The sequence below is a fragment of the Streptomyces fuscichromogenes genome, assembly GCF_014645815.1.
GTDB lineage: Bacteria > Actinomycetota > Actinomycetes > Streptomycetales > Streptomycetaceae > Streptomyces > Streptomyces fuscichromogenes.
Map to the genome: position 1 here is coordinate 114816 of NZ_BMML01000022.1, position 21602 is coordinate 136417.

At 71.3% G+C, this 21602-nt stretch carries 21 protein-coding genes and 1 pseudogene; 14 read left to right on the forward strand and 8 right to left on the reverse strand.

Going from position 1 to position 21602, the window contains the following annotated elements:
- Positions 1-3: 3 nt before the first annotated feature.
- Together IEZ11_RS36755 and IEZ11_RS36760 are read right to left on the reverse strand one after the other, a co-directional pair.
- Complete coding sequence (locus IEZ11_RS36755; RefSeq protein ID WP_189267331.1) at positions 4-1260, reverse strand: substrate-binding domain-containing protein; 1257 nt, start codon at positions 1258-1260, stop codon at positions 4-6.
- Positions 1261-1895: 635 nt separating this feature from the next.
- Positions 1896-2075, reverse strand: coding sequence for a hypothetical protein (locus tag IEZ11_RS36760; RefSeq protein ID WP_189267332.1), 180 nt, complete (start codon positions 2073-2075; stop codon positions 1896-1898).
- 290 nt (positions 2076-2365) lie between these two features.
- On the opposite strand from IEZ11_RS36760, the gene IEZ11_RS36765 reads away from it, so the two are divergent.
- Complete coding sequence (locus IEZ11_RS36765) at positions 2366-2770, forward strand: FKBP-type peptidyl-prolyl cis-trans isomerase (RefSeq protein WP_189267333.1); 405 nt, start codon at positions 2366-2368, stop codon at positions 2768-2770.
- 86 nt (positions 2771-2856) lie between these two features.
- Here the strand turns inward: IEZ11_RS36765 and IEZ11_RS36770 are convergent, their stop codons facing one another.
- The gene (locus tag IEZ11_RS36770; RefSeq protein WP_229713586.1) at positions 2857-3666 is read right to left on the reverse strand and encodes a thioesterase family protein; all 810 of its coding nucleotides are present in this window, start codon (positions 3664-3666) and stop codon (positions 2857-2859) included.
- A gap of 163 nt (positions 3667-3829) precedes the next feature.
- Between IEZ11_RS36770 and IEZ11_RS36775 the strand changes: the two genes are divergently transcribed.
- Positions 3830-4069 carry a hypothetical protein gene (locus IEZ11_RS36775; protein WP_189267335.1) on the forward strand — a complete coding sequence of 80 codons (240 nt, stop codon included), beginning with the start codon at positions 3830-3832 and terminating at the stop codon, positions 4067-4069.
- Here IEZ11_RS36775 and IEZ11_RS36780 read toward each other — a convergent pair.
- Complete coding sequence (locus tag IEZ11_RS36780) at positions 4039-5487, reverse strand: amidohydrolase family protein (RefSeq protein WP_189267336.1); 1449 nt, start codon at positions 5485-5487, stop codon at positions 4039-4041. The genes IEZ11_RS36775 and IEZ11_RS36780 overlap by 31 nt on opposite strands.
- 273 nt (positions 5488-5760) lie before the next feature.
- Here IEZ11_RS36780 and IEZ11_RS36785 point away from each other — a divergent pair, with 273 nt between their 5' ends.
- The 4 genes from IEZ11_RS36785 (at position 5761) to IEZ11_RS36800 (ending at position 9640) form a co-directional block, all read left to right on the forward strand.
- Positions 5761-6582: an IclR family transcriptional regulator domain-containing protein gene (locus IEZ11_RS36785; protein WP_189267337.1), complete on the forward strand. Its 822-nt coding sequence runs from the start codon at positions 5761-5763 to the stop codon at positions 6580-6582.
- A gap of 72 nt (positions 6583-6654) precedes the next feature.
- Positions 6655-7866, forward strand: a complete 1212-nt coding sequence (locus IEZ11_RS36790) for a CaiB/BaiF CoA transferase family protein (RefSeq protein WP_189267338.1) — start codon at positions 6655-6657, stop codon at positions 7864-7866.
- Positions 7859-8701: a citryl-CoA lyase gene (locus tag IEZ11_RS36795; protein ID WP_189267339.1), complete on the forward strand. Its 843-nt coding sequence runs from the start codon at positions 7859-7861 to the stop codon at positions 8699-8701. Before IEZ11_RS36790 ends, IEZ11_RS36795 begins: the two co-directional genes overlap by 8 nt.
- An 81-nt stretch (positions 8702-8782) precedes the next feature.
- Complete coding sequence (locus IEZ11_RS36800) at positions 8783-9640, forward strand: dioxygenase family protein (RefSeq protein WP_189267340.1); 858 nt, start codon at positions 8783-8785, stop codon at positions 9638-9640.
- 162 nt (positions 9641-9802) lie between these two features.
- Here IEZ11_RS36800 and IEZ11_RS52780 read toward each other — a convergent pair whose 3' ends face one another.
- Positions 9803-11131, reverse strand: a complete 1329-nt coding sequence (locus tag IEZ11_RS52780; protein WP_444544943.1) for a hypothetical protein — start codon at positions 11129-11131, stop codon at positions 9803-9805.
- Positions 11132-11347: 216 nt separating this feature from the next.
- Between IEZ11_RS52780 and IEZ11_RS36810 the strand changes: the two genes are divergently transcribed.
- From IEZ11_RS36810 to IEZ11_RS36820, 3 genes are all read left to right on the forward strand, one after another.
- Positions 11348-11971, forward strand: coding sequence for a TetR/AcrR family transcriptional regulator (locus IEZ11_RS36810; RefSeq protein ID WP_229713587.1), 624 nt, complete (start codon positions 11348-11350; stop codon positions 11969-11971).
- Positions 11968-12723, forward strand: a complete 756-nt coding sequence (locus IEZ11_RS36815) for an SDR family NAD(P)-dependent oxidoreductase (protein ID WP_189267342.1) — start codon at positions 11968-11970, stop codon at positions 12721-12723. The genes IEZ11_RS36810 and IEZ11_RS36815 overlap by 4 nt, the downstream gene beginning before the upstream one ends.
- A gap of 69 nt (positions 12724-12792) precedes the next feature.
- Entirely contained in the window at positions 12793-13662 is an 870-nt protein-coding gene (locus IEZ11_RS36820; protein ID WP_189267343.1) for an ABC transporter substrate-binding protein, read from the forward strand.
- Between the two features lie 323 nt (positions 13663-13985).
- Here IEZ11_RS36820 and IEZ11_RS36825 read toward each other — a convergent pair whose 3' ends face one another.
- A complete protein-coding gene (locus tag IEZ11_RS36825; RefSeq protein ID WP_189267344.1) occupies positions 13986-14981 on the reverse strand; it encodes a GlxA family transcriptional regulator in 996 nt (331 codons plus the stop codon).
- 313 nt (positions 14982-15294) lie between these two features.
- Between IEZ11_RS36825 and IEZ11_RS36830 the strand changes: the two genes are divergently transcribed.
- Positions 15295-16434, forward strand: coding sequence for a TDT family transporter (locus IEZ11_RS36830; RefSeq protein WP_373295017.1), 1140 nt, complete (start codon positions 15295-15297; stop codon positions 16432-16434).
- Between the two features lie 21 nt (positions 16435-16455).
- On the opposite strand, the gene IEZ11_RS36835 is transcribed toward IEZ11_RS36830, so the two are convergent.
- Entirely contained in the window at positions 16456-18015 is a 1560-nt protein-coding gene (locus IEZ11_RS36835; protein WP_189267346.1) for an SLAC1 family transporter, read from the reverse strand.
- A 350-nt stretch (positions 18016-18365) separates the two neighbouring features.
- Between IEZ11_RS36835 and IEZ11_RS52595 the strand changes: the two are divergent.
- From IEZ11_RS52595 to IEZ11_RS36850, 3 genes and pseudogenes are all read left to right on the forward strand, one after another.
- Positions 18366-18509: pseudogene (locus IEZ11_RS52595) on the forward strand (DNA-3-methyladenine glycosylase); the annotation flags it as partial.
- Between the two features lie 31 nt (positions 18510-18540).
- Positions 18541-18837 carry an MFS transporter gene (locus IEZ11_RS36845; RefSeq protein WP_189267424.1) on the forward strand — a complete coding sequence of 99 codons (297 nt, stop codon included), beginning with the start codon at positions 18541-18543 and terminating at the stop codon, positions 18835-18837.
- A 181-nt stretch (positions 18838-19018) separates the two neighbouring features.
- On the forward strand, positions 19019-19468 hold the full coding sequence (locus IEZ11_RS36850) for a DUF6884 domain-containing protein (protein ID WP_189267347.1): 450 nt from the start codon (positions 19019-19021) through the stop codon (positions 19466-19468).
- A 146-nt stretch (positions 19469-19614) separates the two neighbouring features.
- On the opposite strand, the gene IEZ11_RS36855 is transcribed toward IEZ11_RS36850, so the two are convergent.
- Positions 19615-20379: an SDR family NAD(P)-dependent oxidoreductase gene (locus IEZ11_RS36855; protein ID WP_189267348.1), complete on the reverse strand. Its 765-nt coding sequence runs from the start codon at positions 20377-20379 to the stop codon at positions 19615-19617.
- 554 nt (positions 20380-20933) lie between these two features.
- On the opposite strand from IEZ11_RS36855, the gene IEZ11_RS36860 reads away from it, so the two are divergent.
- On the forward strand, positions 20934-21521 hold the full coding sequence (locus IEZ11_RS36860) for a TetR/AcrR family transcriptional regulator (protein ID WP_229713588.1): 588 nt from the start codon (positions 20934-20936) through the stop codon (positions 21519-21521).
- The last annotated feature ends 81 nt before the right edge of the window (positions 21522-21602 follow it).

Genomic DNA, 21602 nt, shown 5'->3' on the forward strand with positions numbered 1-21602 from the left:
TCCCTACGAGCCGAAGAAGCCGTCGATGTAGCTCGTCTCCGCGAATGTCTGGCCGACGTCGCCCACCGTGATGGTGGAGGCGTCACCGGTCTTGAAACTCGACTTCGAGAAGTTCGACAGGTTGTCGCTCGTCACGAGCGGCGGATTGATGACGATGTCCGAAGCCTTGATCCCGTCACCGTCGAGCATGTGCTTGGCCACCTGGACGACGGCCTTGGCCAGTCCGTCGGCCGGGTTGAACAGGCCGACGCCCTTGTAGCTGCTCTGGTTGGCCGCCCAGTACGCCACCCCGCCCTTGGTCAGACCGTTGTCGGCGACCGGCGCCACGGTGACGTTGGACTTCTGGAAGGCCGAGATGATGCCCGTGGTCATCGGGCCGCCCTCCAGGACGCCGCCGATGGTCTTGGTCGGGTTCGCCGCCAGGTACTGCTGGACCTTGGTCTGGGCGGTGGTGGGCGAGAAGTCGGTGTAGATCGAGTCGTCCAGCGTGATGCCGGAGCACTTCGCCAGTGCGGCCTTGGCGCCCTTGAAGGTGTCCGTGTCGATCGGCACGCCCTTGATCCCGTGCACGCCGAGGATGGTGCCCTTTCCGCCCATGGACTTCGCCAGGGCGGCGGCCTGCGCCTCACCCGCCGCGAAGGCGTTCGGCACGACGTTGACGGTGTTGGCGTCGGCCACGTTGTTGAGCACCGAGATGGACGGGATGCCGGCCTTGGCGGCCTTGTCGACGACCGACTCGAAGCCCGCGGCCAGCGGCTGGTAGATGATCAGGTCGACCTTGTCGGTGATCAACTGGTTGAACTGCGAGATCTGGTTGGTGACCTCGTTGGTGGACACCAGGTCGATGACCTTGTAGCCCTGCGCCTTGAGGTACTTCTGCAGCGCGTTGTTGATCAGTGTCTGGTAGGGGTTCGTGAGCTGGGACTCGGAGATGCCGACGGTGATCGTCCCGGACTTCTTGCCCTCCCAGTTCGCCCACGCGCTCATCTGCACCGTGCCGGAGTAGCCGCTGTACGCCGCGGTGTAGTCCGAGCCCAGGGCCTTGATCAGGCCGGCCGTGTCGTTGAACTTCGCCGCCGGGACGGTGCCGCAGGACGAGGACGACGAGTCGGCGCCGGCACTCGTGCTGTCGGAGCTCTTCTTGCTGCAGCCCGCAGCGGTGACGGTGAGCAGGGCCGCGGCACAGAGAGCGCCCGAGATCCGGACGGTGCGGTTGCGGCGCGTCGTGGCGGTGGCCGCGGTCGCTGGTCTTGCGGTCATCGTGGGGACTCTCCTTTGAGCCTGTGCGAGTCGGTGCCGGGTCACGGAGCGAAACGGCCCGACTAAATTGCACGGCAGCGTAAGAAGTGCCCGAAACGACGTACAAGGTCCCCAGTCATCGAGCCTGGGGATGGGTGGTATGCCGGTCCGGCCCGCGCGGCTCGCCCGCCGCAGGTCGCGCACGCCGTTCCGCGCCGCCGAGGACCGCGATCCGGCTGACCGCCGCCGTGGGATTCGGTGCCGGAGCCGGGCTCGTCGCGGTCGGCGAACCCGCTGCGGCGAGGGCACCCCGCGCCCCCATAGACGCCGAATCGCGGTTGGCCGCGTCGTCCATGAGTTCCCTCCTCGACGGACGTGTCCACGACCGCAACGCCGGGGCCGCTGTGCTTGACGGGGCGGTCGGCTCGTCCGCGACGCCTGGGAGTCGTTTCGTTCCGAGGCCAAGGAGCGGCCCCGCGACAGCGGCCTTCCCGCCCCCACCGTGTTCGAGGTGCCGTGGGCTGTTCACGCATACTGATGACATGCGGCGACAAGAGAAGGCGATCACCCGCACCTCGTGAGTGACCGAATGACGACCGGTCCATTTCCTGGCGGGCTGAGGTGACGGACGGGGAATCCGGGGCCGGAGACGTCAGTCAGCTGTCACTCGTAGCCGAGTTCTTCCTTGGAGTGCAGGCGCCACCCTTCGTCCGCTTGACCAGGACGAAGGCGGTGCGCTCGAAAACGTCGTAGTACCCGGAATCCGGGTCGTGGCCATATGTGAACCAGAGCGTCTCGACCCGCGCCGCGTCCGAGGTCTCGCTGACGACAGTCACCTCTTCCAGGGTGGACACGGCTTGGGTGCGGGTTGCGGCCGGTTCGTATGAGCATGATGGCATGGCCGTCGCTCACGGAACCCGTCGCCGCCCGGCTCGAACTCCTGGGCGCCGACGGGTCGCCGTACGCGATCCCGCCTTTCTGGCCCATCCGGGAGGGTGCGTCGCCTGGGCCGCCCGCCGTGCGCTCCGGGGACCGGCATCCTCGGTAGCGTGACCATCTGGCAGGGAGTGTCCAGGTGTCCGGCTGGTCCGTGCGACGGCTTCCGGCGGAGAGTGATGAGGCTGCGATGAGTGAACCGACGAAGCCCGAGGTCCACGTCCCGGAGGGCGAGGCTCCTACCGAGCTGACCATCCGGGACCTGGTCGTCGGCGACGGGGCCGAGGTGAAGCCGGGCATGGTGGTCAGGGTCCACTATGTCGGGGTGACCTTCGAGTCCGGGAAGGAGTTCGACGCCTCCTGGGACCGGGGCCTGCCGTTCAAGTTCGCCCTGGGCAGTGGCAAGGTCATCAAGGGCTGGGACCGGGGAGTGAGGGGGATGAAGGTCGGCGGTCGGCGCGAGATCACCGTCCCCCCGCGTCTCGGCTACGGCAATCAGTCGCCCTCGCCGTTGATCCCGGCCGGCTCGACCCTGCTCTTCGTGGTGGACCTGCTGGACTCGTATTCCAGCACGACCGGGTGGAGCAACTCCTAGCGACTCCGGCCGCTCCTCGTCCGACCGGGTGAGCAGGCACTCCTCTTCCTGCGGCCCGGCCTGAGGCGTCCCGGCCCCGCCCCGGGTCACCAGCCCGGCAGCGGGCGGACGGTGAGGATCTGCTGCGCGTGGCCCACCGGTCCGGTCAGGTCGTGCAGGACGGTGCTGGTCAGGCCCTGGCCGGTGGGGCCGAAGGTGACGGTGGTGTCCAGGCCGACCCAGTCGCCCACCGGCTGCCGGTGGAGATGAACCGTCAGGTCGACGTTGGGGAACATCCACGCGGTGGGCGGCTGTCGTACGGCGATACCGTTCGCCGTGTCCACCAGGGCGAGATACGACGCGAGCGGGCTGCTGGGCTCGCCCGCCACCAGGTCGAGCGACGTGGAGACCCAGGCGGTCGTACGGCCGGGGCCGGGCGGAGCGAGGGGCCGTACGTCGAGGGAGGCGATGTAGCCGCCGGGCCATGTCTCTGTCATCGGCCATGAGGCCAGCGAGTCGGGCGGGGCGAGCGGGACACCGGGGCCGCCGGCGACGTCGGCGGTGTCGAGGGTGACGAGCAGCCAGGCACGGGCCTGGACCACGGGGCGGCCGGCGATGCGTACGGTGGCTTCCACGAGTGCGATGGTGCGGCCCGAGCGGATGGTCGCCACCTGGATCTCGCACTCGTCGAGGGCAAGGCGTCCGAGGATGTCGTAGCTGATCCTGGCAAGGACCAGCGCGTCGCTGCCGGGGCGTCCGGCGAAGTGGTGGTCGATGGCGTGGGCCACGAGACCGCCGAGCGGGCTGAAGTGCTGCTCGTCCGGATCCCAGGCACCGCCCGCGTGGACGGTGGGTTTGTAGCGGTGCTCGTCGATGCGCTCGTAGTAGCCGACGGGGACGGTGATGCCATGGGTCAACGGACTGTTCTCCTTGTGCCGTTCAGAATGCGTTGAGCCGGACGACGCGGACGCCGATGCCGATGCCGACGGTGACGGTGACGGTGACGGGACGGGGAAGATGCCCAGGGCCTCCTGTCGCATGGGTCCATGGTCTCGCGGAAGCCATGACAGGTGATCGCGGATGGTGCCCCTGATCGTCCGGCGGCTGGAGCTGCGCAGGCCGTTCGGCACCCCGGACCGCTTCGTGCGTGTGGCGGTCGCCGGTCCGGCGGCGATGAAAACCGTCGAGCCCGGTCCCTGGTGGACCGGGCTCGACGACCGACGTCGGCGTCGGCGTCGGCGGGAGGCGGCGCACAGGTCCGTCGGGGTGGCCCGGCGCCGTCCGGCCGGTCAGCGGCCGTGTGTCGAAGCGCTGCGGTAGTCGGTGTACGTGTAGGGGTTGTCGAGGACCTTCGTCTCGGGGACGTCCGGGTTCATGCCCTTCGCCCATGCCTCCTCGCCCATGGTCGACCGCAGGTGTTCCACGGTCTGCTCGACCGTGCGCCGCACCGCGGCCAGGTCGACGCCGAGCAGCCGGTGCTCGTGCTTGACCACCCGGCCGTCGACGACCACGGTGTGCACATCGCCGCGCTGGGCCTGGAACGCCACATGGCCGTAGGGGTTGAGCAACGGGAACGAGACCGGCGAGTGGTCGTTCTTCAGCAGCACGAGGTCGGCCTTCTTGCCCGGCTCGATGCTGCCCAGGTCCTGCTCGCGGCTGAGTGCCCTGGCGCCGCCGAGAGTCGCCCACTCCACGACCTGGTCGGCACGGAGCGCGCAGTGGGTGACGGTCTCGCCGCCGGCGTGGGCTTCGAGGTGCTCGCGGGCGCGGTCCGCGCCGAGGGTGGTGCGCATGGCGGAGAACAGGTCGCCGCTCCACCACACGCTCGTGTCCATCGACAGGGAGACGGGGATGTCGTGGGAGCGGACCGCCCAGGTCGTCGGATAGCCCTGGCCGGCGCTCTGCTCGCTCTCCGTGGACACCGACACCGAGCCGCCGGTCGCTGCGATGCGGTGGTAGGAGTCGGCCGACAGGGTGGAGGCATGCACATAGACCGTCTCGGGGGTCATGAATCCGTGCTCGTGCATCAGCCGGATGCCGTCGTCGTTGGTGGCACCCCAGACGCCGGCGTGGGTGGTGACGGCGACGCCCAGGTCGCGCGCCACCTCGAAGGCGGGCTTCTCGGGGAAGGCGGGGTCGCCGGTGACGTCGAAGGCGAGTTGGAAGCCCAGCATGTCGTCGCCGGTGATGCGGCGGCGGACGAAGTCCCGGAACTCCGGTGCCGCGGTCCATTCCGCCGGGGCCTGCTGGATGTTGCCGTAGGCGAGGACGAACCGTCCGGGCACCGACCGGAGCGCGTCCACGGCCGCGTCGGCGTGGTCGACCGTCTGCAGTCCGTGTGACCAGTCGACGACCGTGGTCACACCGGCGTCCAGCGCTTCGACGGCGGCGAGGAGGTTTCCGGCGTGCACGTCCTCGGGCCGGAAGGCCCTGCCGTGTTCGAGGTAGTACCAGACGAAGTACTGGGTCAGGGTCCAGTCGGCGCCGTAACCGCGCATCGCCGTCTGCCACATGTGCCGGTGCGTGTCGATCATGCCGGGCATCACGATGCCGCCGGACGCGTCGATCTCCGTCGCGCCCTCCGGGACGGCGAGGTGCGGGCCGACCGCGGTGATCCGGTCGCCGGTCACGAGCACGTCGGTGTCGGTGAGCACCCGTCGCGCGCGGTCCATGGGCAGCACCGTGCCGCCGCGGAAGACGACGGGGCGTCCCGCCTGGAATGGGGTGGACTGGCTCATCACTGAATCTCCCACTCTGCATCGGACGAGTGTCCGTATGGCGGCTCGTTGTTGCTGTCTGATGGTCATCAGGCTGCCGATCGCTGTCAATACTGTGCGTATTCCGAGCTCCACCCGGATGTGCCGGTGAGCGTCCGCTCTACGGTCGTACCGCAGCCGTTGACGCCGGACCATGGACACAGGAGCCTGTTTTCCTGCGTAGAGTGCCCGCGGTGCACTGTCCGTGAGGCGGACATGCGCGGAGTGAAGTCGACGACGTCCAGAGGAGCCACCATGCCGCGTGAAGGAACCGGGCCCGATTTCATCGAGGCGCTGGCCCGAGGCCTGGAGGTGATCACCGCGTTCCGGCCCCGGCAGCCGGTGATGTCGTTGACCGACGTGGCGACCGCGACCGGACTGGCCAGGCCCACCGCGCGCCGGATCCTGCTCACCCTGGCCGAGCTGGGATACGTACGCCCGCAGGCCGGCGGCTTCGCCCTGACCCCGCGCGTCCTGGAACTCGGCGTCGCCTACGTCCGCTCGATGGGGCTGTGGGACGTGGCCCGTCCGCACCTGGAGTGGCTGGTCGAGCGCACGAACGAGTCCTGCTCGATCGCCCAGCTCGACGGCTCGGACATCGTCTACGTGGCACGGGTCTCGGTGCCCAAGATCGTCACCCTGGCGGTGCAGATCGGCACCCGCTTCCCCGCGCTGCCCACCTCGCTCGGCAAGGTCCTGCTGGCCGCCCTGCCGCCCGACGACGCGGCCCGGGTCCTCGCCGAGCCGAGCCGCTCCGGCCTGGACTCGGTGTGGCACCCGGACCGGGCCGAGTGGGAGGCGGAGCTGCGCGAAGTGCGCGCACGGGGATGGGCGATGACCGACGAGCAGCTGGCCAGGGGCATCCGTTCGGTGGCCGCCCCGCTGCGGGACGGCTCGGGCCGGGTCGTCGCGAGCGTCAACGTCAACGCGCATGCCGCCGAGACCTCGGTGGAGGTGCTCCTCAATGACCACCTGCCGCTGCTCCTCCAGGCCGCCGGCGAGATCAGTGTGGACTTCGCCCGCCTGGAGTCCGCACCGCACGCCGTCCGGCCGTCGGGCGTGGGCGTGAAGGCTTGACGCCTTCTCCGTCCAGGACACAGAATCGCTTTCCGGACGATCGTCCGCTGTGCGGACGAGGAGGCGAGAACGATGTCACAGAGCGCCAAGCCCGTTCGGCAGGGCACCGCGGCACCGCTTTCCGGGGTGCTGGTCGCGGACTTCTCGCGGATCCTTGCCGGGCCGTACGCCACGATGCTGCTCGCCGACCTGGGGGCCGACGTGGTCAAGGTCGAGGGACCGCACGGCGACGACACCCGGACCTGGATGCCCCCCACCCGGGGCGAGGTCTCGACCTACTACCTCGGGATCAACCGGGGGAAGCGTTCGATCGCCCTAGACCTGCGTGACGAGGACGGCGCCGAGGTCGCCCGGAGGCTCGCCCGCCGGGCGGACGTCCTGATCGAGAACCTCAAGCCCGGCGGCATGGCCAAGTACGGCCTGGACTTCGACTCGCTCCGGCGGGACAACCCCGGTCTGATCTACACGTCGATCACCGGCTTCGGTGCCGGGCCCGGCCGCCATGTCCCCGGCTACGACCTCATGGTGCAGGCCATCTCCGGGCTCATGAGCCTGACCGGCGACCCGGACGGGCCGCCCTATCGGGCCGGGATATCCGTGTTCGACGTCATGGCGGGCAATCACGCCGCGATCGGCATCCTCGCCGCGCTGCGGCACCGGGACGCCACGGGCGCGGGCCAGCTCGTCGAGGTGAACCTGCTGTCCTCGGCGCTGACCGGACTGGTCAACCACAGCTCGGCCTACGTCGCCGGCGGCACCGTCCCGTACCGGATGGGCAACGCCCACCCCAGCGTCTTCCCCTACGAGCCCCTGCCCACCGCCGACAACGACCTGATCGTGACCGCCGCCAACGACGGCCAGTTCCGCAAGCTGTGCGAGGTGCTCGGCATACCGGAGGTCGCCGACGACCCGCGGTTCGCCCGCAACGCCGACCGCACCGCCCACCGCGAACAGCTGCGGCCGTTGCTGGTCGAGAGGCTGGTGACGCGCGGCGCCACCGAATGGTTCGAGGCACTGGTGGAGGCCGGCGTACCGAGCGGACCGATCAACACCATCGACGGCGGGTTCGCCATGGCCGAGCGCTTCGGACTCGACCCGGTCGTCATCGTGGGAGAGGGGGACCGCGCGGTGCCCACCACCCGGCATCCGATCCGGTTCTCCGCCACTCCCGCCGCCTACCGGCTGCCGCCGCCGGAACTCGACGAACACGGCGAGGAGTTGCGCAAGTGGCTGTCCCGAGTCGAGGAAGCCGAATCGGGAGTCGAGGGGACCGACCATGGCTGAGCCGACACCCCGACCCGCCTACCCCACCGCGCTGGGCGCCTCCGACCTGAGGACCATCACCCTGCTCGGGCACGATCTGGCCGAGGACATCATGGGCTCGGTCGGCTTCGGTGAGCTCGCGTTCTGGCTGGCCACCCAGCGGCGGCCCACCCCCGGCGAGACACGTGTCTTCGAGGCCGTGCTCGCCGCGCTGGCCGACCACGGCTTCACCCCCACGGCCATCGTCACCCGCCTGACCTACCTCTCCGCGCCGGACTCGGTCCAGGGCGCGCTCGCCGCCGGTCTGCTCGGCGGCGGCTCCCGCTTCCTGGGTGTCACCGAGGACACCGGCCGCTTCCTGCACGACGTACTGGAGTCCCTGGACGGCGCCCTGCCCACCCACGAGGCGGGCTGGGACGAGGTCGCCCTGCGTACGGTCCAGGAGCAGCGCCAGGCCGGGAAGTTCGTCCCCGGGCTCGGGCACCACGTGCACAAGGAGGGTGATCCCCGTACGCCGCGGCTGATGCGCATCGCTCAGGAGGAGGGCGTCTTCGGGCCGCATCTGAGCCTGTTCGCCGCCATCGGCCGAGTCCACCCGGCCGTGCTGAACAGAACGCTTCCGCTCAACGGAGCGGGGGTCTGCGGCGCCGCCCTCGCGGACCTCGGTCTCCCGTTGCCGCTGCTGCGCGGCTTCGCGCTGCTGGCCCGTACCGCCGGGCTGATCGGGCAGCTCGCCGAGGAGCTGCGCCACCCGGTCGCACAGGACGTCTTCCTGTCCGTCGACCTCAACAACACCCCTGTCCCGCCGGACCCTTACGCCCCGGAACCCCTCGCACAAGGACGACGCGAGGACTGAACCCGCGACCGCGGCACCACCGCACCGCCCGCCGCCCGCCGCGCCACGCCGCAACCGCCCGCAGACCAAGGAGCCGCAACCGTGTTCGTCGACGAGGACAACATCACCGAGCTGGCCGTCCAGCGCTGGGCCACCGCGCACTCGCCGCGGCTGGGCGAACTCATGACCGCGTTCGTCCGTCACCTGCACGAGTTCGCGCGTGAGGTGCGGCTCACCGAGGCCGAGTGGATGGCCGCGATCGAGTGGCTGACCGCGGCCGGCCAGACCTGCGACGACAAGCGACAGGAGCTGATCCTCACCTCCGACGTGCTCGGACTGAGCACCCTTGTCGTGCAGTTGAACAACAGGTTCGCGCCCCAGGCGACTCCCGCCACGGTGCTCGGGCCGTTCCACGTCGACGGCTCGCCCACCGCGCCCTACGGCTTCGACATGTCGGACGGCATCGAGGGCATACCGCTGTTCTTCACCGGCAAGGTGACCGACACCGAGGGCAAGCCCCTCCCGGGCGTCGTGCTCGACGTCTGGCAGGCCGACGCCGACGGCGCCTACGAAGCCCAGCTCCCGGAGATCGACGAGGCCCGGCTTCGGGCCAAGTACCGCACCCGTGAGGACGGCACGTACTGCATCCGCACCATCGCGCCGCGCGGTTACGCCATCCCCATGGACGGCCCTGTCGGCGACCTGATGCGCAAGACGGACATCAGCCACTTCCGGCCCGCGCACGTCCACTTCCTCATCGACGAGCCCGGCTACCGGAAGCTGACCACCCACCTGTTCCAGGAGGGCGGCCAGTACCTGGAGTCCGACGTCGTCTTCGGCACCAAGGACGCGTTGATCACCCCCTTCGCCGAACGGCCGGCGGGCGCCGCTCCGGACGGCGGCACGATCGAGGTGGCGTACCTGCGGGCCGAGTACGACTTCGTCCTGCAACCCGGCTGACCGCCCGGCGGGCGCCGGGATTCCTACGCCGGTTCGCCAGGGTTCCGGGCTCCGATGCGGCCGGTGGGTGGGCAGGGGCGGTACGCATGGCGTTCATCGTGCAGCTCACTCCCTGTGCGGCGGTCGCCGAAAGCGCGGGCGATCGTTCGCCCGCGGGGCAGGTCAGGGGCGGAAGCGGTGAGCCGCCCCCGGCTTGAGGGCGAGGACGGCGTCGGCGGACAGCGAACCGAAGCTCATCGCCGAGACGTTGAGCAAGGACCTGTCGTAGGGCCTGGTGGAGTCCGGGCCGCCGATGCGGACCCGGGGTTCCTCCGCCCCGGCTCCAGGGATCGTGCGTCTCCGCGACGACGGCGAGAGAAGCGACCGCGGTTGCGATGCGCCGTGCGGGCTTTTCCCTTGCCGTTCCTCCTTGTACCGGCGATCGCCAGTACGAAAAGTGTTGATCTGGAGGGATACCCGCACCTCGCGTGATCTGGTGACCTGGTCGGCCGCTCGATCGCCACCCGGGTCAGCTCGACCCGTGAGTTGATGCCGAGCTTGGTGAAGATGTGCTTCATATGGGTGCTGACGGTGTGCACGGACACGTAAGAGCCGGTCGGCGATGGCCCGGTTGGTCAGGCCCTCGACGACCAGCGGGATGAGTTTCCGCTCGGATTCGGTCAGGTTCGCCCACCCCTGGGGGCCGACCGTGTGGGTGCGCACGGGGGCCGTACGCACACCGAGCCGGCTCAGCCGTCCTCTGATCCTCTCCTGGTCGTGTCCGGCGCCACAGTCCGATGCCAGGCGGCCCGCTTCTTCGAAGTACCGGATCGCCGACGCGGTGTCGCCCGCTTCCGTCATCAGCTCGGCGAGGTCCTCACAGGCCGCCGCCGGCGCCAGCGGTCTGCCGGTGTTCCGGTAGCCGGTGACGGCGGACGCCAGCGCGCCGGAGTCGTGGTGCAGCAGGCCGTCCAGGTGGGCGTGGACGGCCCCGATGATCTGCCGGCTGCCGTCCTGCTCGGCCAGGTCGAGCAGTGCGTCCGACACGGTCCGGGCGAGGGCCGCGTCCCCGCCGCGGAGGGCGATGCGTACGATCTCGGGCCAGTGGGACGGGGGCAGCGCCAGCAGGCGCGCGGGTTCGTGACGCGCGAAGCTCTCCGCCAGTACCGCCGCCGCGCCGGATTCGCGCTCGGCGTCCGCCAGGCAGGCGCGGGCCAGTGACACCCAGGGGCCGTACCGCTGGGTGAGCGCGCCGGAGCCGGTGTCCGCGGTGCCGAGGTGCTCCTTGGTCCTGGCGAGGAAGCCGCGTCTGATCTCCACCAGCGCCAGGATCGCGCGGGCCTGCGGATTCGGCAGGGTGATCTCGAGTTCGTCCGCCACCGTCAGACTGGCCTCGGCCTCCACCGCCGCGTCGTCCAGCGCGCCCTGTTCGAGGAGCGCGCATACGCGGGCGGCGTGCCAGTGGGGCAGCGACCAGCCCAGGCCCAGCGCCTCCGCCGCCACCCTCTGCATCGGCGTCGGCCAAGGACTCGCCCTCGTTCTCCAACGCTGACGCGATTCCTTGGCATCGCCGCCGGTACCGGCCTCAAGCCCGCCGTCGGCTGGCCCGAGGGCGCAGGCAATGGCATGTCTTGACAGCACAGAGGCGGGTATCCAGGATGAGAAAATATGGAAACTAACTCAGTTTCAAAAGTTTCCGAGGGTGGCGAGCGGCGTGTCGATGTGATCGTGGAGGCGGCCGGTCGGCTGTTCTTCGCGCCGGGCCTCGCGCCCGTGAGCATGGACGAACTCGCTCGCGAGCTCGGGATGAGCAAGAAGACGATCTATCGCCACTTCCCGGACAAGCGCAGCCTGCTGGCCGCGGTGCTGGACCGGCAGTTCGCGGCGGTGGAGGACACGCTGCTGGCCGCGGCCGAGGACACGGAAGGGCAGCCCTTCGATGTGCGGGTCCAGCGATTCCTGGTCGCCGCGGGCACCGAGCTCGGCCGGATCGGCGCGGCCCAGCTCGCCACCGGACGCGGCGGCGACGCGATGCTGCGCCAGTACGTGGAGCAGCGTGTCGACACGGTGATCTACCGGCGCATCGACGAACTGTTCCGCCTCGGGCACCGGGAGGGGCTGCTGCTCGCGCCTCCCGAACTGCTCTTCGAGATCACCCGCGGCGCGCTGGAGCGCCTGTTCACCTCCCGGTTGCCGCACGATCTGGACTGGACCGCGGCTGAACTGCTGCGGGCCACCGTCGACACGGTGCTCTACGGAGCGATCCGCCCCACCCGCACCGGCGGCGAGGACGTTCGACTCGGGGCGGCCATTCCGGCAGCCCGTGACGATGACAAGGAGGTGAACCCATGACCGGGACAGCCGGCAGGGTGGCCCTGGTGACAGGGGCCAGCAGCGGAATCGGCGCGGCCACCGCACGTGTTCTCGCCGGGCGAGGCATGCGCGTGGTGGTCAACTACCTCAGCAGCACCAAGGCGGCCGAGGAACTCGTGGCCGACATCGAGGCCGCCGGCGGCATGGCCATGGCCGTACCGGCCGACGTCCGCGACGCGGCGGCGGTCGACGCCATGGTCGAGCAGGTCCAGGGCGCGTGGGGCGGCGTCGACGTGCTCGTGCACAACGCGCTCATCCCGTACGCGGTCAAGTCGTTCCAGGACATGACCTGGGAGGAACTGGGCGGCAAACTCGACGCCGAGATGCACGCGGCGTACGCGGTCACCAAGGCCGTCCTGCCCCACATGACCGAACGGGGCTCGGGCCGGATCATCTACCTCGGCACCGGCCTCAGCCGCCGGCCCCGGGCGGGCATGATCGCTCTGGGCACGGCCAAGGCGGCGCTGGAGCAGTTCGCCAGGTACCTCGCCCAGGAACTGGGGCCGCAGGGCGTCACGGTCAACGTCGTCTCGCCCGGACCGGTGGAGTCCCGTACCGCCGATGACGTGCTCGACGACGCGACGAGGCAGCGGCAGGTGGCCGCCACTCCCCTGGCGCGCCTGGCACACCCGGCCGATGTCGCCCTGGCGGTCGCCTTCTACGCCGACGAGGACAACGCGTTCATGACCGGCACCACCGCCGCGGTCAACGGCGGAATGGCCATGTACTGACGGTTCGCCGTCGCTGCGTCCGTGCCCGTCACGGGCGGGTGCCGGTGACACGAGCAAGGGAACGTATTCATGCACATGATCGATCTTGCCTACGTCGGGCGGGGCCTGCACGAGGAACTGGCCGCGTACATCGCCGACCAGGAGGACCTCTACGCCGACGAGGGCGTCCATGTCGCGCTGCGCGACGGCTGTACCTGGGGCGACGAGCGACTGCGCGGCGGCGCCACCATCGGGCTCGGCCGGGCACTGCTGTCCCGGCTGACCGACGGCACTCCCTGGGTCGGACTGACGGTCAACACCCATCGCCCGCTGTTCTGGTTCCTTGCCCGCCCCGGTCTGAACTCCCTGGCCGACCTGGCCGGCCGGCGGCTGGCGGTACACGCCCCGCACACGGCCCCCGGGTGCTTCGCCCGGATCGTGCTGCGCAGGGCCGGTCTCGATCCGGACCGGGACATCCGGACGATCGTCCGGGCTCCCGGTGACTACGGCATGGACCTGCGCCGGCTCCGCACCGGCGAGATCGACGCCGCGCTGGTCGGCAGCACCATGGCGCCGGAGGCGGTGGCCGCCGAGCACGGCTGGCAGGTGCTGGCCTGGGTGGGCGACCACTTCCGGATCCCCACCGTGGGCCTGGCCGTCGACACCACCTGCACCGACCCGGACGACCCGGCGGTGCAGGCCGTGCTGCGGGCGCACCGGCGGGCCCTGAAGGTGATCCACGAGGACCCCGACACCACGGTGCGCCACATGCAGACGTTCCTCGGCGGACACACCCCGGACGAGATCAGAGCGCACTACGACACGTTCATCGCACCGCACTACACCACCGACGGCCAGGCGGACCTCGCGGTCGGGGAGGCCGCGATCACCGCGGTCGCCGCCGAACTCGGCGTGCCCGCCGCCGTCACCGCGGCCGAGTTCTATCGCACCGCGCCCTAGGGACGGCCCCCTCTCGGACCGTGTGCGTCCGTCGGCGCCGCCGAGCGCGGAACGGGCCGGGGATCCGCCCCACGACCGGACTCACCGCAGAGAGTGACACCCGGAGCGCGGCTGACCAGGGTGCCCCCGAGAGCCGCCTCCCGCGAGGAGGGTCCGTCTCGCGGGAACGGGGGTGCGCGCGACCAGCGTCACCGTCACCAGGGACATCGGCGGCGGCGAAGCCCGGTTCGACCCGGCCGTGCTTGCCCGAAGTGACATCTCCGAGCCGGGCCCGAACGGCCTGTGCTCGCAGGATGTCTCCGGGGCGTCAGGCGCCCTTGTCGTCAGGCGCCCTTGTCGTCGGCCGCGGTGTGCGTGGTGCGGAAGCGTGCCCGGTAGGCCCCCGGTGTGACGCCGAGGTTGCGTGTGAAGGCCCGGCGCAGCGACTCCGCCGAGCCGAAGCCGGTGCGCCGCGCCACCGTGGCCATGGGGTCGTCGCTCCCCTCCAGCATCGCCTGGGCGGCCTCCATACGGACCTGCTCCACGTAGCGGGCCGGGGTCGTGGCCATCTCGTCGTGGAAGAGCCGCGTCATGTGACGGGGGCTCACACCCGCCCGGCGCGCCATGGCGGCAAGGGTGTGCGGGGCAGACGGATCTTCGGCGACCGCGTCCAGGACCCGGCGCAGCATCTCCTGTCTCGCGCGTGGAGTGTGGGTGCGGACGCTGAACTGCGACTGGCCTCCCGGCCGTTGCATGAAGACGACCATGTCCTTGGCCACGGCGCGGGCGACATCGGCGCCGAGGTGCTCCTCGACCAGGGCGAGCGAGAGGTCGATGCCCGAACTGACGCCCGCGGAGGTCATGATGTGGCCGTCGCGTACGAACAGGGCATCGGCTTCCACGGTCACCTGCGGGTAGCGCAGGGCGAGTTGGTCGGCGAAGCGCCAGTGCGTGGTGGCCCTGCGTCCGTCGAGCAGCCCGGCCGCGGCGAGAAGGAAGGCGCCGGTGCAGATGGACGCGGTACGGCAGCTGTGTGCGTCGAGCGCCTTCACGGCGTCCAGCAGGGCGTCGTCCTTCATGAGGGAGGGCCACTCGGGGCCACCGGGGATGACGACCACGTCACCGGCCTCCTGCACCTGCGCGGCAGCCAGATCGACGTGCAGTCCGGTGCCGGCCGCGGTGACCACGTCGGCGCCGTCCGGGGAGACCATGCGGACGCGGAAACGACCGCCGAACTCGTTGGCCGTCGCGAACACCTCGATCGGACCGGTGACATCGAGCAGTCGTACGCCGGGGAAGACCAGCACGGTCACCAGCAGCGGCTTCCTGCCTGACGGCATGTCCTTCATCGTGCGCCTCCCGGAGGGACCGGCTCCCACCCTAGGCTTCACGGGTTTGATTTTCAAACCCGAGGTGGGGCGTCACGACGGTGCCACCCGCCCGGTGTCGCGATGTCCTGGTGTGAGGGTGTCATGGCGCGCGCTGTTCTGTGGCGGAAGCCGGGCCGCGCCATAGCGTCGCAGGCACAGACGGGCCGACGGTCCCTGCCGTGTCCCCGTGCGCTGCCGGGTGCGGTCCGGCCGGTCGGCCGGTCACCGTCACCAGTGGTGGGCGGTGGCGAATCCGACACGACAAGGGAAGGCACCGCGCACCGTGGCACCCCACTCCAGTACCAGCCGGCCGATCCTGTCCCAGGGCGACCCGGTTCCGAGCCGGTCCGTACATGCCCGTGACCGCCCGGCCGGGGCGCACGGCAGGCGACGGGGCGATCTCGCTCCCAGCTGGTTCGCGGCCGTCATGGGCAGCGGAATCGTGGCGGCCGCGGCCGCCACCCTGCCCCGCGGATTCCCCGGGCTCGGCGGGGCCGCCACCGCGGTCTGGGCGGGGGCCGCGCTGCTGCTGGCCGTGCTGGCCGGCAACTACGTCGCGCAGCAAAGGCTCCGGGTGCATGCCGGTGATCCGGTACTGGCCCAGTTCTTCGGGGCGCCGCCGATGGCGCTGCTCACCGTCGGTGCCGGGACACTGCTGCTCGGCCGACGGCTGATCGGGGAGCGGGCGGCGGTGGACGTGGACTGGGTGCTGTGGTCGGCCGGTACGGTGCTGGGCCTCGCCACCGCCTGCACGGTCCCGTACCTGATGGTCACGCGGCACCGTTTCACCCCGGACGCGGCGTTCGGCGGCTGGCTGCTGCCGGTGGTACCGCCGCTGGTCTCCGCCGCGACGGGCGCGCTGCTCGTCCCGCGGGCACCGGCCGGACAGGTACGGCTGGCCCTGGTGCTGAGCTGCTACGCGATGCTCGGCCTCGGACTGGTCGCGGTCCTGCTGGTGCTGGCCATGGTGTACAGCCGACTGGTGCATCACGAGGCGCCCGGCGGTGCGGTGGTGCCCACGGTGTGGATCGGGGTGGGGGCGCTGGACCAGGCGGTCACGGCGCTGGGCACGTTGGCCACGGCGGCACCGAGCGCGCTGCCCGCCCCGTACGCGCGCGGGACCGCGGTCGCGGCGCTCCTGGGCGGGCTCGGGATCTGGGGCTTCGCCCTGCTGTGGCTGGTACTGGCCACGGCGCTGACCGTGCGGGAGGTCCGCAGGGGGCTGCCCTTCGCACCCACCTGGTGGTCCTTCATCTTCCCCCTCGGCGCCGCCGTCACCGGCACCAGCGCGCTCGCCACCCGGACCGGCTCGCAGCTGTTCGTCTGGACTGCCGTCGTCCTGTACGTCCTGCTCGTCGCCGCCTGGGCGGTGGTCGCCTGGCACTCCCTGCGCCACGTGGCTGTCCGGCGGCGTGGGCGCTGACGTACGTGCCGGGACCGGCATCTACGGCGAAGGCGGAGGCGGAGGCGGTGCCGAGGCCGCGCTCCGCGGGCGGGCCGCGGGTCCCGTCCCGGCAGCGGAGCCATGGGCGGTGCTGCGGCGGGGCCGGAGCCTGGCGGCCACCATGGCGGCGAACACCACGGCCCAGAACGCCGCGGCGACCCAGGCCTCCCAGCGGCCCGCATCCGTCAGCCACGAGGTTCCGGTCGCGCGTCCCAGCTCGTGCGTGGTGACCGCGTACATACCGACCGGGAAGACGAGGTTCCACCAGCCGAGCTCGTAGCGCAGCGGAATGCGGCGCAGTGCGTGCCGCCACACGCCCAGCGCCAGCAGGAGCGGGATCAGCCAGCTGGAGAACGACCACAGGACGACGGACGACCCGACGACAAGGGGGCGGGACAGCATCGTGCTGCCCGGCGGAAGTGCGATCAGCCGCACACCGGCGAGCACGGCGATCGCCGCCGCCCCCATGAAGATCCAGACGGATGTCATGAGGCCTTCCGGCTGCACCGGCCGGGCCAGCAGCCGGGTCAGGACGATGGCCGCGACCAGCAGGTACTGCATCAGCCCGACACCCCAGCACACCACCGCCAGCACGGGCAGCAGGTGCCCCTGGGTCACCCGGGCCAGCGAGGCCGCCGCGACCGCCACCGACTCCGATCCCACCGCCCACAGGAACCAGGTGCCGTTCACCTGGTCGAGCGAGGGACCTCGCTTCAAAGTGGTGATCAGCGCGAGCGGAACACCGTAGTCCAGCAGCAGCCACCCCAGCGTCCCGAAGGCCAGGAACGCCCCGGCGACGGCGGTGTGGCCGTCCGGCACGAGACGCGCGGCCAGCACGTTGGCGGAGATGGCCAGGGTGAGGAAGGCGAAGCCGCGCGGCCCGACGAGGTCCGCGACGAACCGCTCGCGGCGGCGCAGCAGCCGCCAGCCGTAGGCGGGCACCAGCAGCGCGAAGCCGACGAGGGCCACCCACAGCAGTACGGCGGAGGCGGTTCCGGCGCCGATGACGTACAGGGCCGTGGAGACGATGCCGGTACCCATGACGAATGCGAGCGCGCCCGCGTTGAGGTCGGTCACGGCGGCGGAGACGGCGGCCCGCTGTCCGGGCGGGCGGGAACTTCTGTGCTCGGCCGGGCCGGAACCGCTGTGTCCGGGCTCGGGAGGCACGGCAACCGGACGCTGTTCGTCGCGAGGGCCCGGTTCGGTGAGCCATTCGGCGAGGACGGCGGCGTGGCTGTGGCCCGTGTCCTGAGTGGCGGTCAGCAGGGTGAGGCTGCGGTGCTCGGCCAGACTTCGCAGCCGGGCGGCCGCGTGCCGGTGCCGTTGATCGCCGAGTTCGGTGAGGTAGCGGCGGCGGAACTCGTCGAACTGCAGCGGGTTGCGGCCGTACCAGCGCTGGAGTTCGGCGGAGGGTGCGACCTCCCGGAGCCACTCGTCGAGCGCCGCGCCCTGTCGGCGCATGCCGTCCGGCCAGATCCGGTCGACCAGCACCCGCTTGTCGACCCGGCGTGCCTCGGCAGGCGTCTGCTCACCGATCCTGCGGCAGGTGATCTCGGCCATGGCGCATCCTCCGGCCGCTCTCGCGATGGCAGCATTTTACGTGTCCGCGCATTTCACTGCGTTTCGGGCGTCGGGACTCAGGCCGGCTGTCGTGTGCCGGCCGGCGGAGCCGACCTGACCGTCGGCGGCCGCATGGACCGCCCCGGCGGCGGGTCACGTCCATATCCGAGTGCCTCAGGGCCGTTTCTCGGGCCATGGGGTGACGTGAGGCGAGCGCTGCAACGGTGGGGTGCGGGATCCCGCGCCCCCGAACCTCTACAGGAGGCAGCGGCTTGGCGGAGAACTGGGCGGTCCCGGACGTGGCCGGGGCCGATCACGAGCAGTTGCGGGCGTTCGACGAGCCGGAGGCGGTGTCGCCAGGGCGGCCCGCCCTGCGCGAGCACTTCTTCGACCGGCGCGCCCTGGAGGTCGCTCCGGAACTGCTGGGGGCTCTCGTGGTCTCGCGCTCACGGCGCGGCGTGACGGTCGTGCGGATCACCGAGGTGGAGGCGTACGAGGGGCCGGACACGATCCACCGTCGCCGGAGTGGACGGCGCCACCGGGGAGGACGCCGCCATCGCCACCAGCATGAACAACGCCTCCATGCAGATCGGCAGCGCCATCGGGCTGGCCGCCCTGGTCTCCCTGGGCACCGACCACGCCGCCGCGCTCCAGCACGCGGGCGCCGACCCGATGACGGCCGCCGCGCACGGAGACGCCTTCAGCTTCGCCATCGCGGCCGGCGTGACGGCCTTCGGCGCGTTCCTCGGCTTCGTCGGGATCCGCCCGGCACCGGCCGAGACTCCGACGATGCCGGCCGACACCCGGCAACGCGTGGTCTGACCCGCAGGGGCGGCGGCGTCGTCCCGGCCATGAAAACGGCGCCCGCCCTTCTCATGGCCGGGACGACGCCGGTCCCACCACACCGCGCCCCCACGCCCCTGGCTTCCGCGCACCCGCGCCCCCGCGCACGCGGGAACTTCGGACAACCACCTGGGCCGTACGCACAGACAGGACGACACACATGACCGCGAACAACCATCTCGGCTCCTTCGAGCCACGACTCGTCGTCATCCCGTGCGGCAGCCGCAAACTGGGCTCGCCCGCACGCTCGGCAGACATGTACGTCGGCTCCTATCACCGGGCATGCCGCAAGGCGGCCGACGCGCTGCGACCCGACCGGCTGCTCATTCTCTCCGCGCGCCACGGGCTCCTCGACCTCGACGACGTCATCGAGCCGTACGACACACCCCATGGCGCGGCCGACGCGGTGACGAGCCAGGTCCTTCTGGAGCAGGCGACCCTGCGTGACATCGTCGGCCTCGACCCGGTGGTGGCCCTCGGCGGTGCACGACACGTCAGCCTCGTACGCTCCGTCTGGCCGCACGTCCGGACGCCGTTGGCCGGAGCCCGCGGCATGGGCGAGCAAATGGCCCGGCTCGCGGCCATGCGCGAGGGACGGGACCACATCTGACATGACGCCACCTGCGCGGCCGCCGGGCCGCCAGACCTCGGCACCCGACGCGGCGCGGCCGTCCCTCGCGCGGCCCGCTCGTCGACCGGTTCGGCGGCCCTCGGCCCGCGCAGGGGTGGGCGGTCGGGCACGCCGCTCGTCGGCTGTCACCAGGTCTGCTCGCCGGCGCGTACGAGGACCTCGTTGACGGCGACCCGGCGGTCCCGGGTGACGATGTAGGACACGGCGTCGGCGATGTCCTCGGGGCGCAGCAGTTCCATGCCCTCGATCTGGCGCTCGACGGCCTGCCGCACACCGTCGCGGAGGTGTGTGCCGAGCTCGGTGTCCACCGTGCCGGGCTCTACCACGCTCACCCGCACACGCTTGTGCATGACCTCCTGCCGCAGGGCCTCGGTGAACCCGTTGACGCCGAACTTCGTCAGGTTGTAGACGGCCGTGCCGGGCCGTGCGACCCGGCCGGCCGTGGAGCTGATGTTGACCAGGTCGGCAACGCGTCGCGGCGGGTCCTCCGCGGCGCGCAGGAGATGGGGCAGCGCGGCGTGGGTGATGTGGAGGAGCCCCTGGACGTTGACCCCGATCATCCGCTCCCACTCCTCGATCGGCGAGTCCGCGAACTGCCCGACGCCCATGAAGCCCGCGTTGTTGACGACGGTGTCCAGCCGGCCGAGCCGGGCCACCACCGTGCCCACCGCGGCGGCGGCCTGCCGCTGGTCGGTGATGTCCGCCTCCACCACGAGTGCCGTGCCCCCGTCGGCCCGGATCTTGTCGGCGAGCTGCTCCAGCCGCTCACGGCGCCGTCCCAGGACGGCGACCGCGGCGCCCTCGGCGGCGAGGCTTCGGGCCGTCGCCTCGCCGATCCCGCTGCTCGCGCCGGTCACGAGCGCCACGGTGCTGCTGAGTCGTGCGGTCATGTTTCCTTCTCCCTGTGGTGTGGTCGCGGCCGCTGACCGGCCGCTGGTCGTAGGGGTCCCGCCCGGCTCCGTCCCGCCCGTCCCTTCACGAGGAGGTCCCGGATGCGCCGGCGACCGATATGCGGCGCGAGCCGTACGGCAACGCCCGGTCGGCCTGTGCTGTGCGGTACGTGGACGGGGCTGCCCGTCGGTGTCGGCGCCGTGGACGAAGCGGGTCCCGGGCCGGCGGGAGGGCAACGGCGTGGCCGTCGCGGCCGGCACGAGTGCCCGGATCCGGCCGACGCCGACACCGACGCCGACGCCGACGTCGACACCGACACCGACACCGACACCGACACCGACACCGACGTCGGCTCCACCGCCGTTGACCGGCACCGTCACGTCGTCGCAGAAGGGTTTCCTTCCCTCCGCGGTGGTCACTGCGGACGACCGTGCGTGACCGCTCGCCCGGCGGCGGCAGGCACGGTAGCCTCACAACCGGAACCAGTTCCGGTTACATCGGAACGATAAGCGGAACCGGTTCCGTTTGCAAGCGCGAGGGAAGGGAGCCGGAATTGGCCACCGACGACGAGGGCGACACCGGGCAGCGGCACAGGCCGCTGCGAGCCGACGCGCAGCGGAACGAGGACCGGCTGCTGCGGGCCGCGGCGGCCGCGTTCGCGCGCGAGGGAGCGGACGCCTCGGTCAAGGACATCGCCCGCGAGGCCGGGGTCGGCGTGGGCACGCTCTACCGCCGCTTCCCCTCCAAAGAACTGCTGATCGAGGCGACGTACCGGCACGAGGTACGGATCCTGTGCGAGGCGGCCCCCGAACTCGCGGCCGCCCTCCCCCCGGAGGAGGCGCTGCGGACGTGGATGGAGCGCTTCGTCGACTTCATGACCACCAAGCACGGCATGGCCGACGCGCTGCGCGTGGTGCTGACCGACGACGATGAGCGGCAGCAGACCCGCGCCCACCTCGCCGCGGCGGTAGGCCGGCTTCTCACCGCCGGAGACAGCGAGGGCGCGGTCCGGCCGCAGGCGAAAGCGCACGATGTCCTGATGGCGCTCGGCGGGATCAGCGTCATGGCGGACACCGAGCGCCGACCGGACCTCACGGCGCCACTCATCGACCTGCTGCTGCACGGCATCCTGACGAACTGAAGGTTCACGGCGGCCGGCCGCCCCGGAGCCGTCCGGCACCCCTGGTGACCGAGCCCGCGCCCCAGTCGGATTGAAACCGTT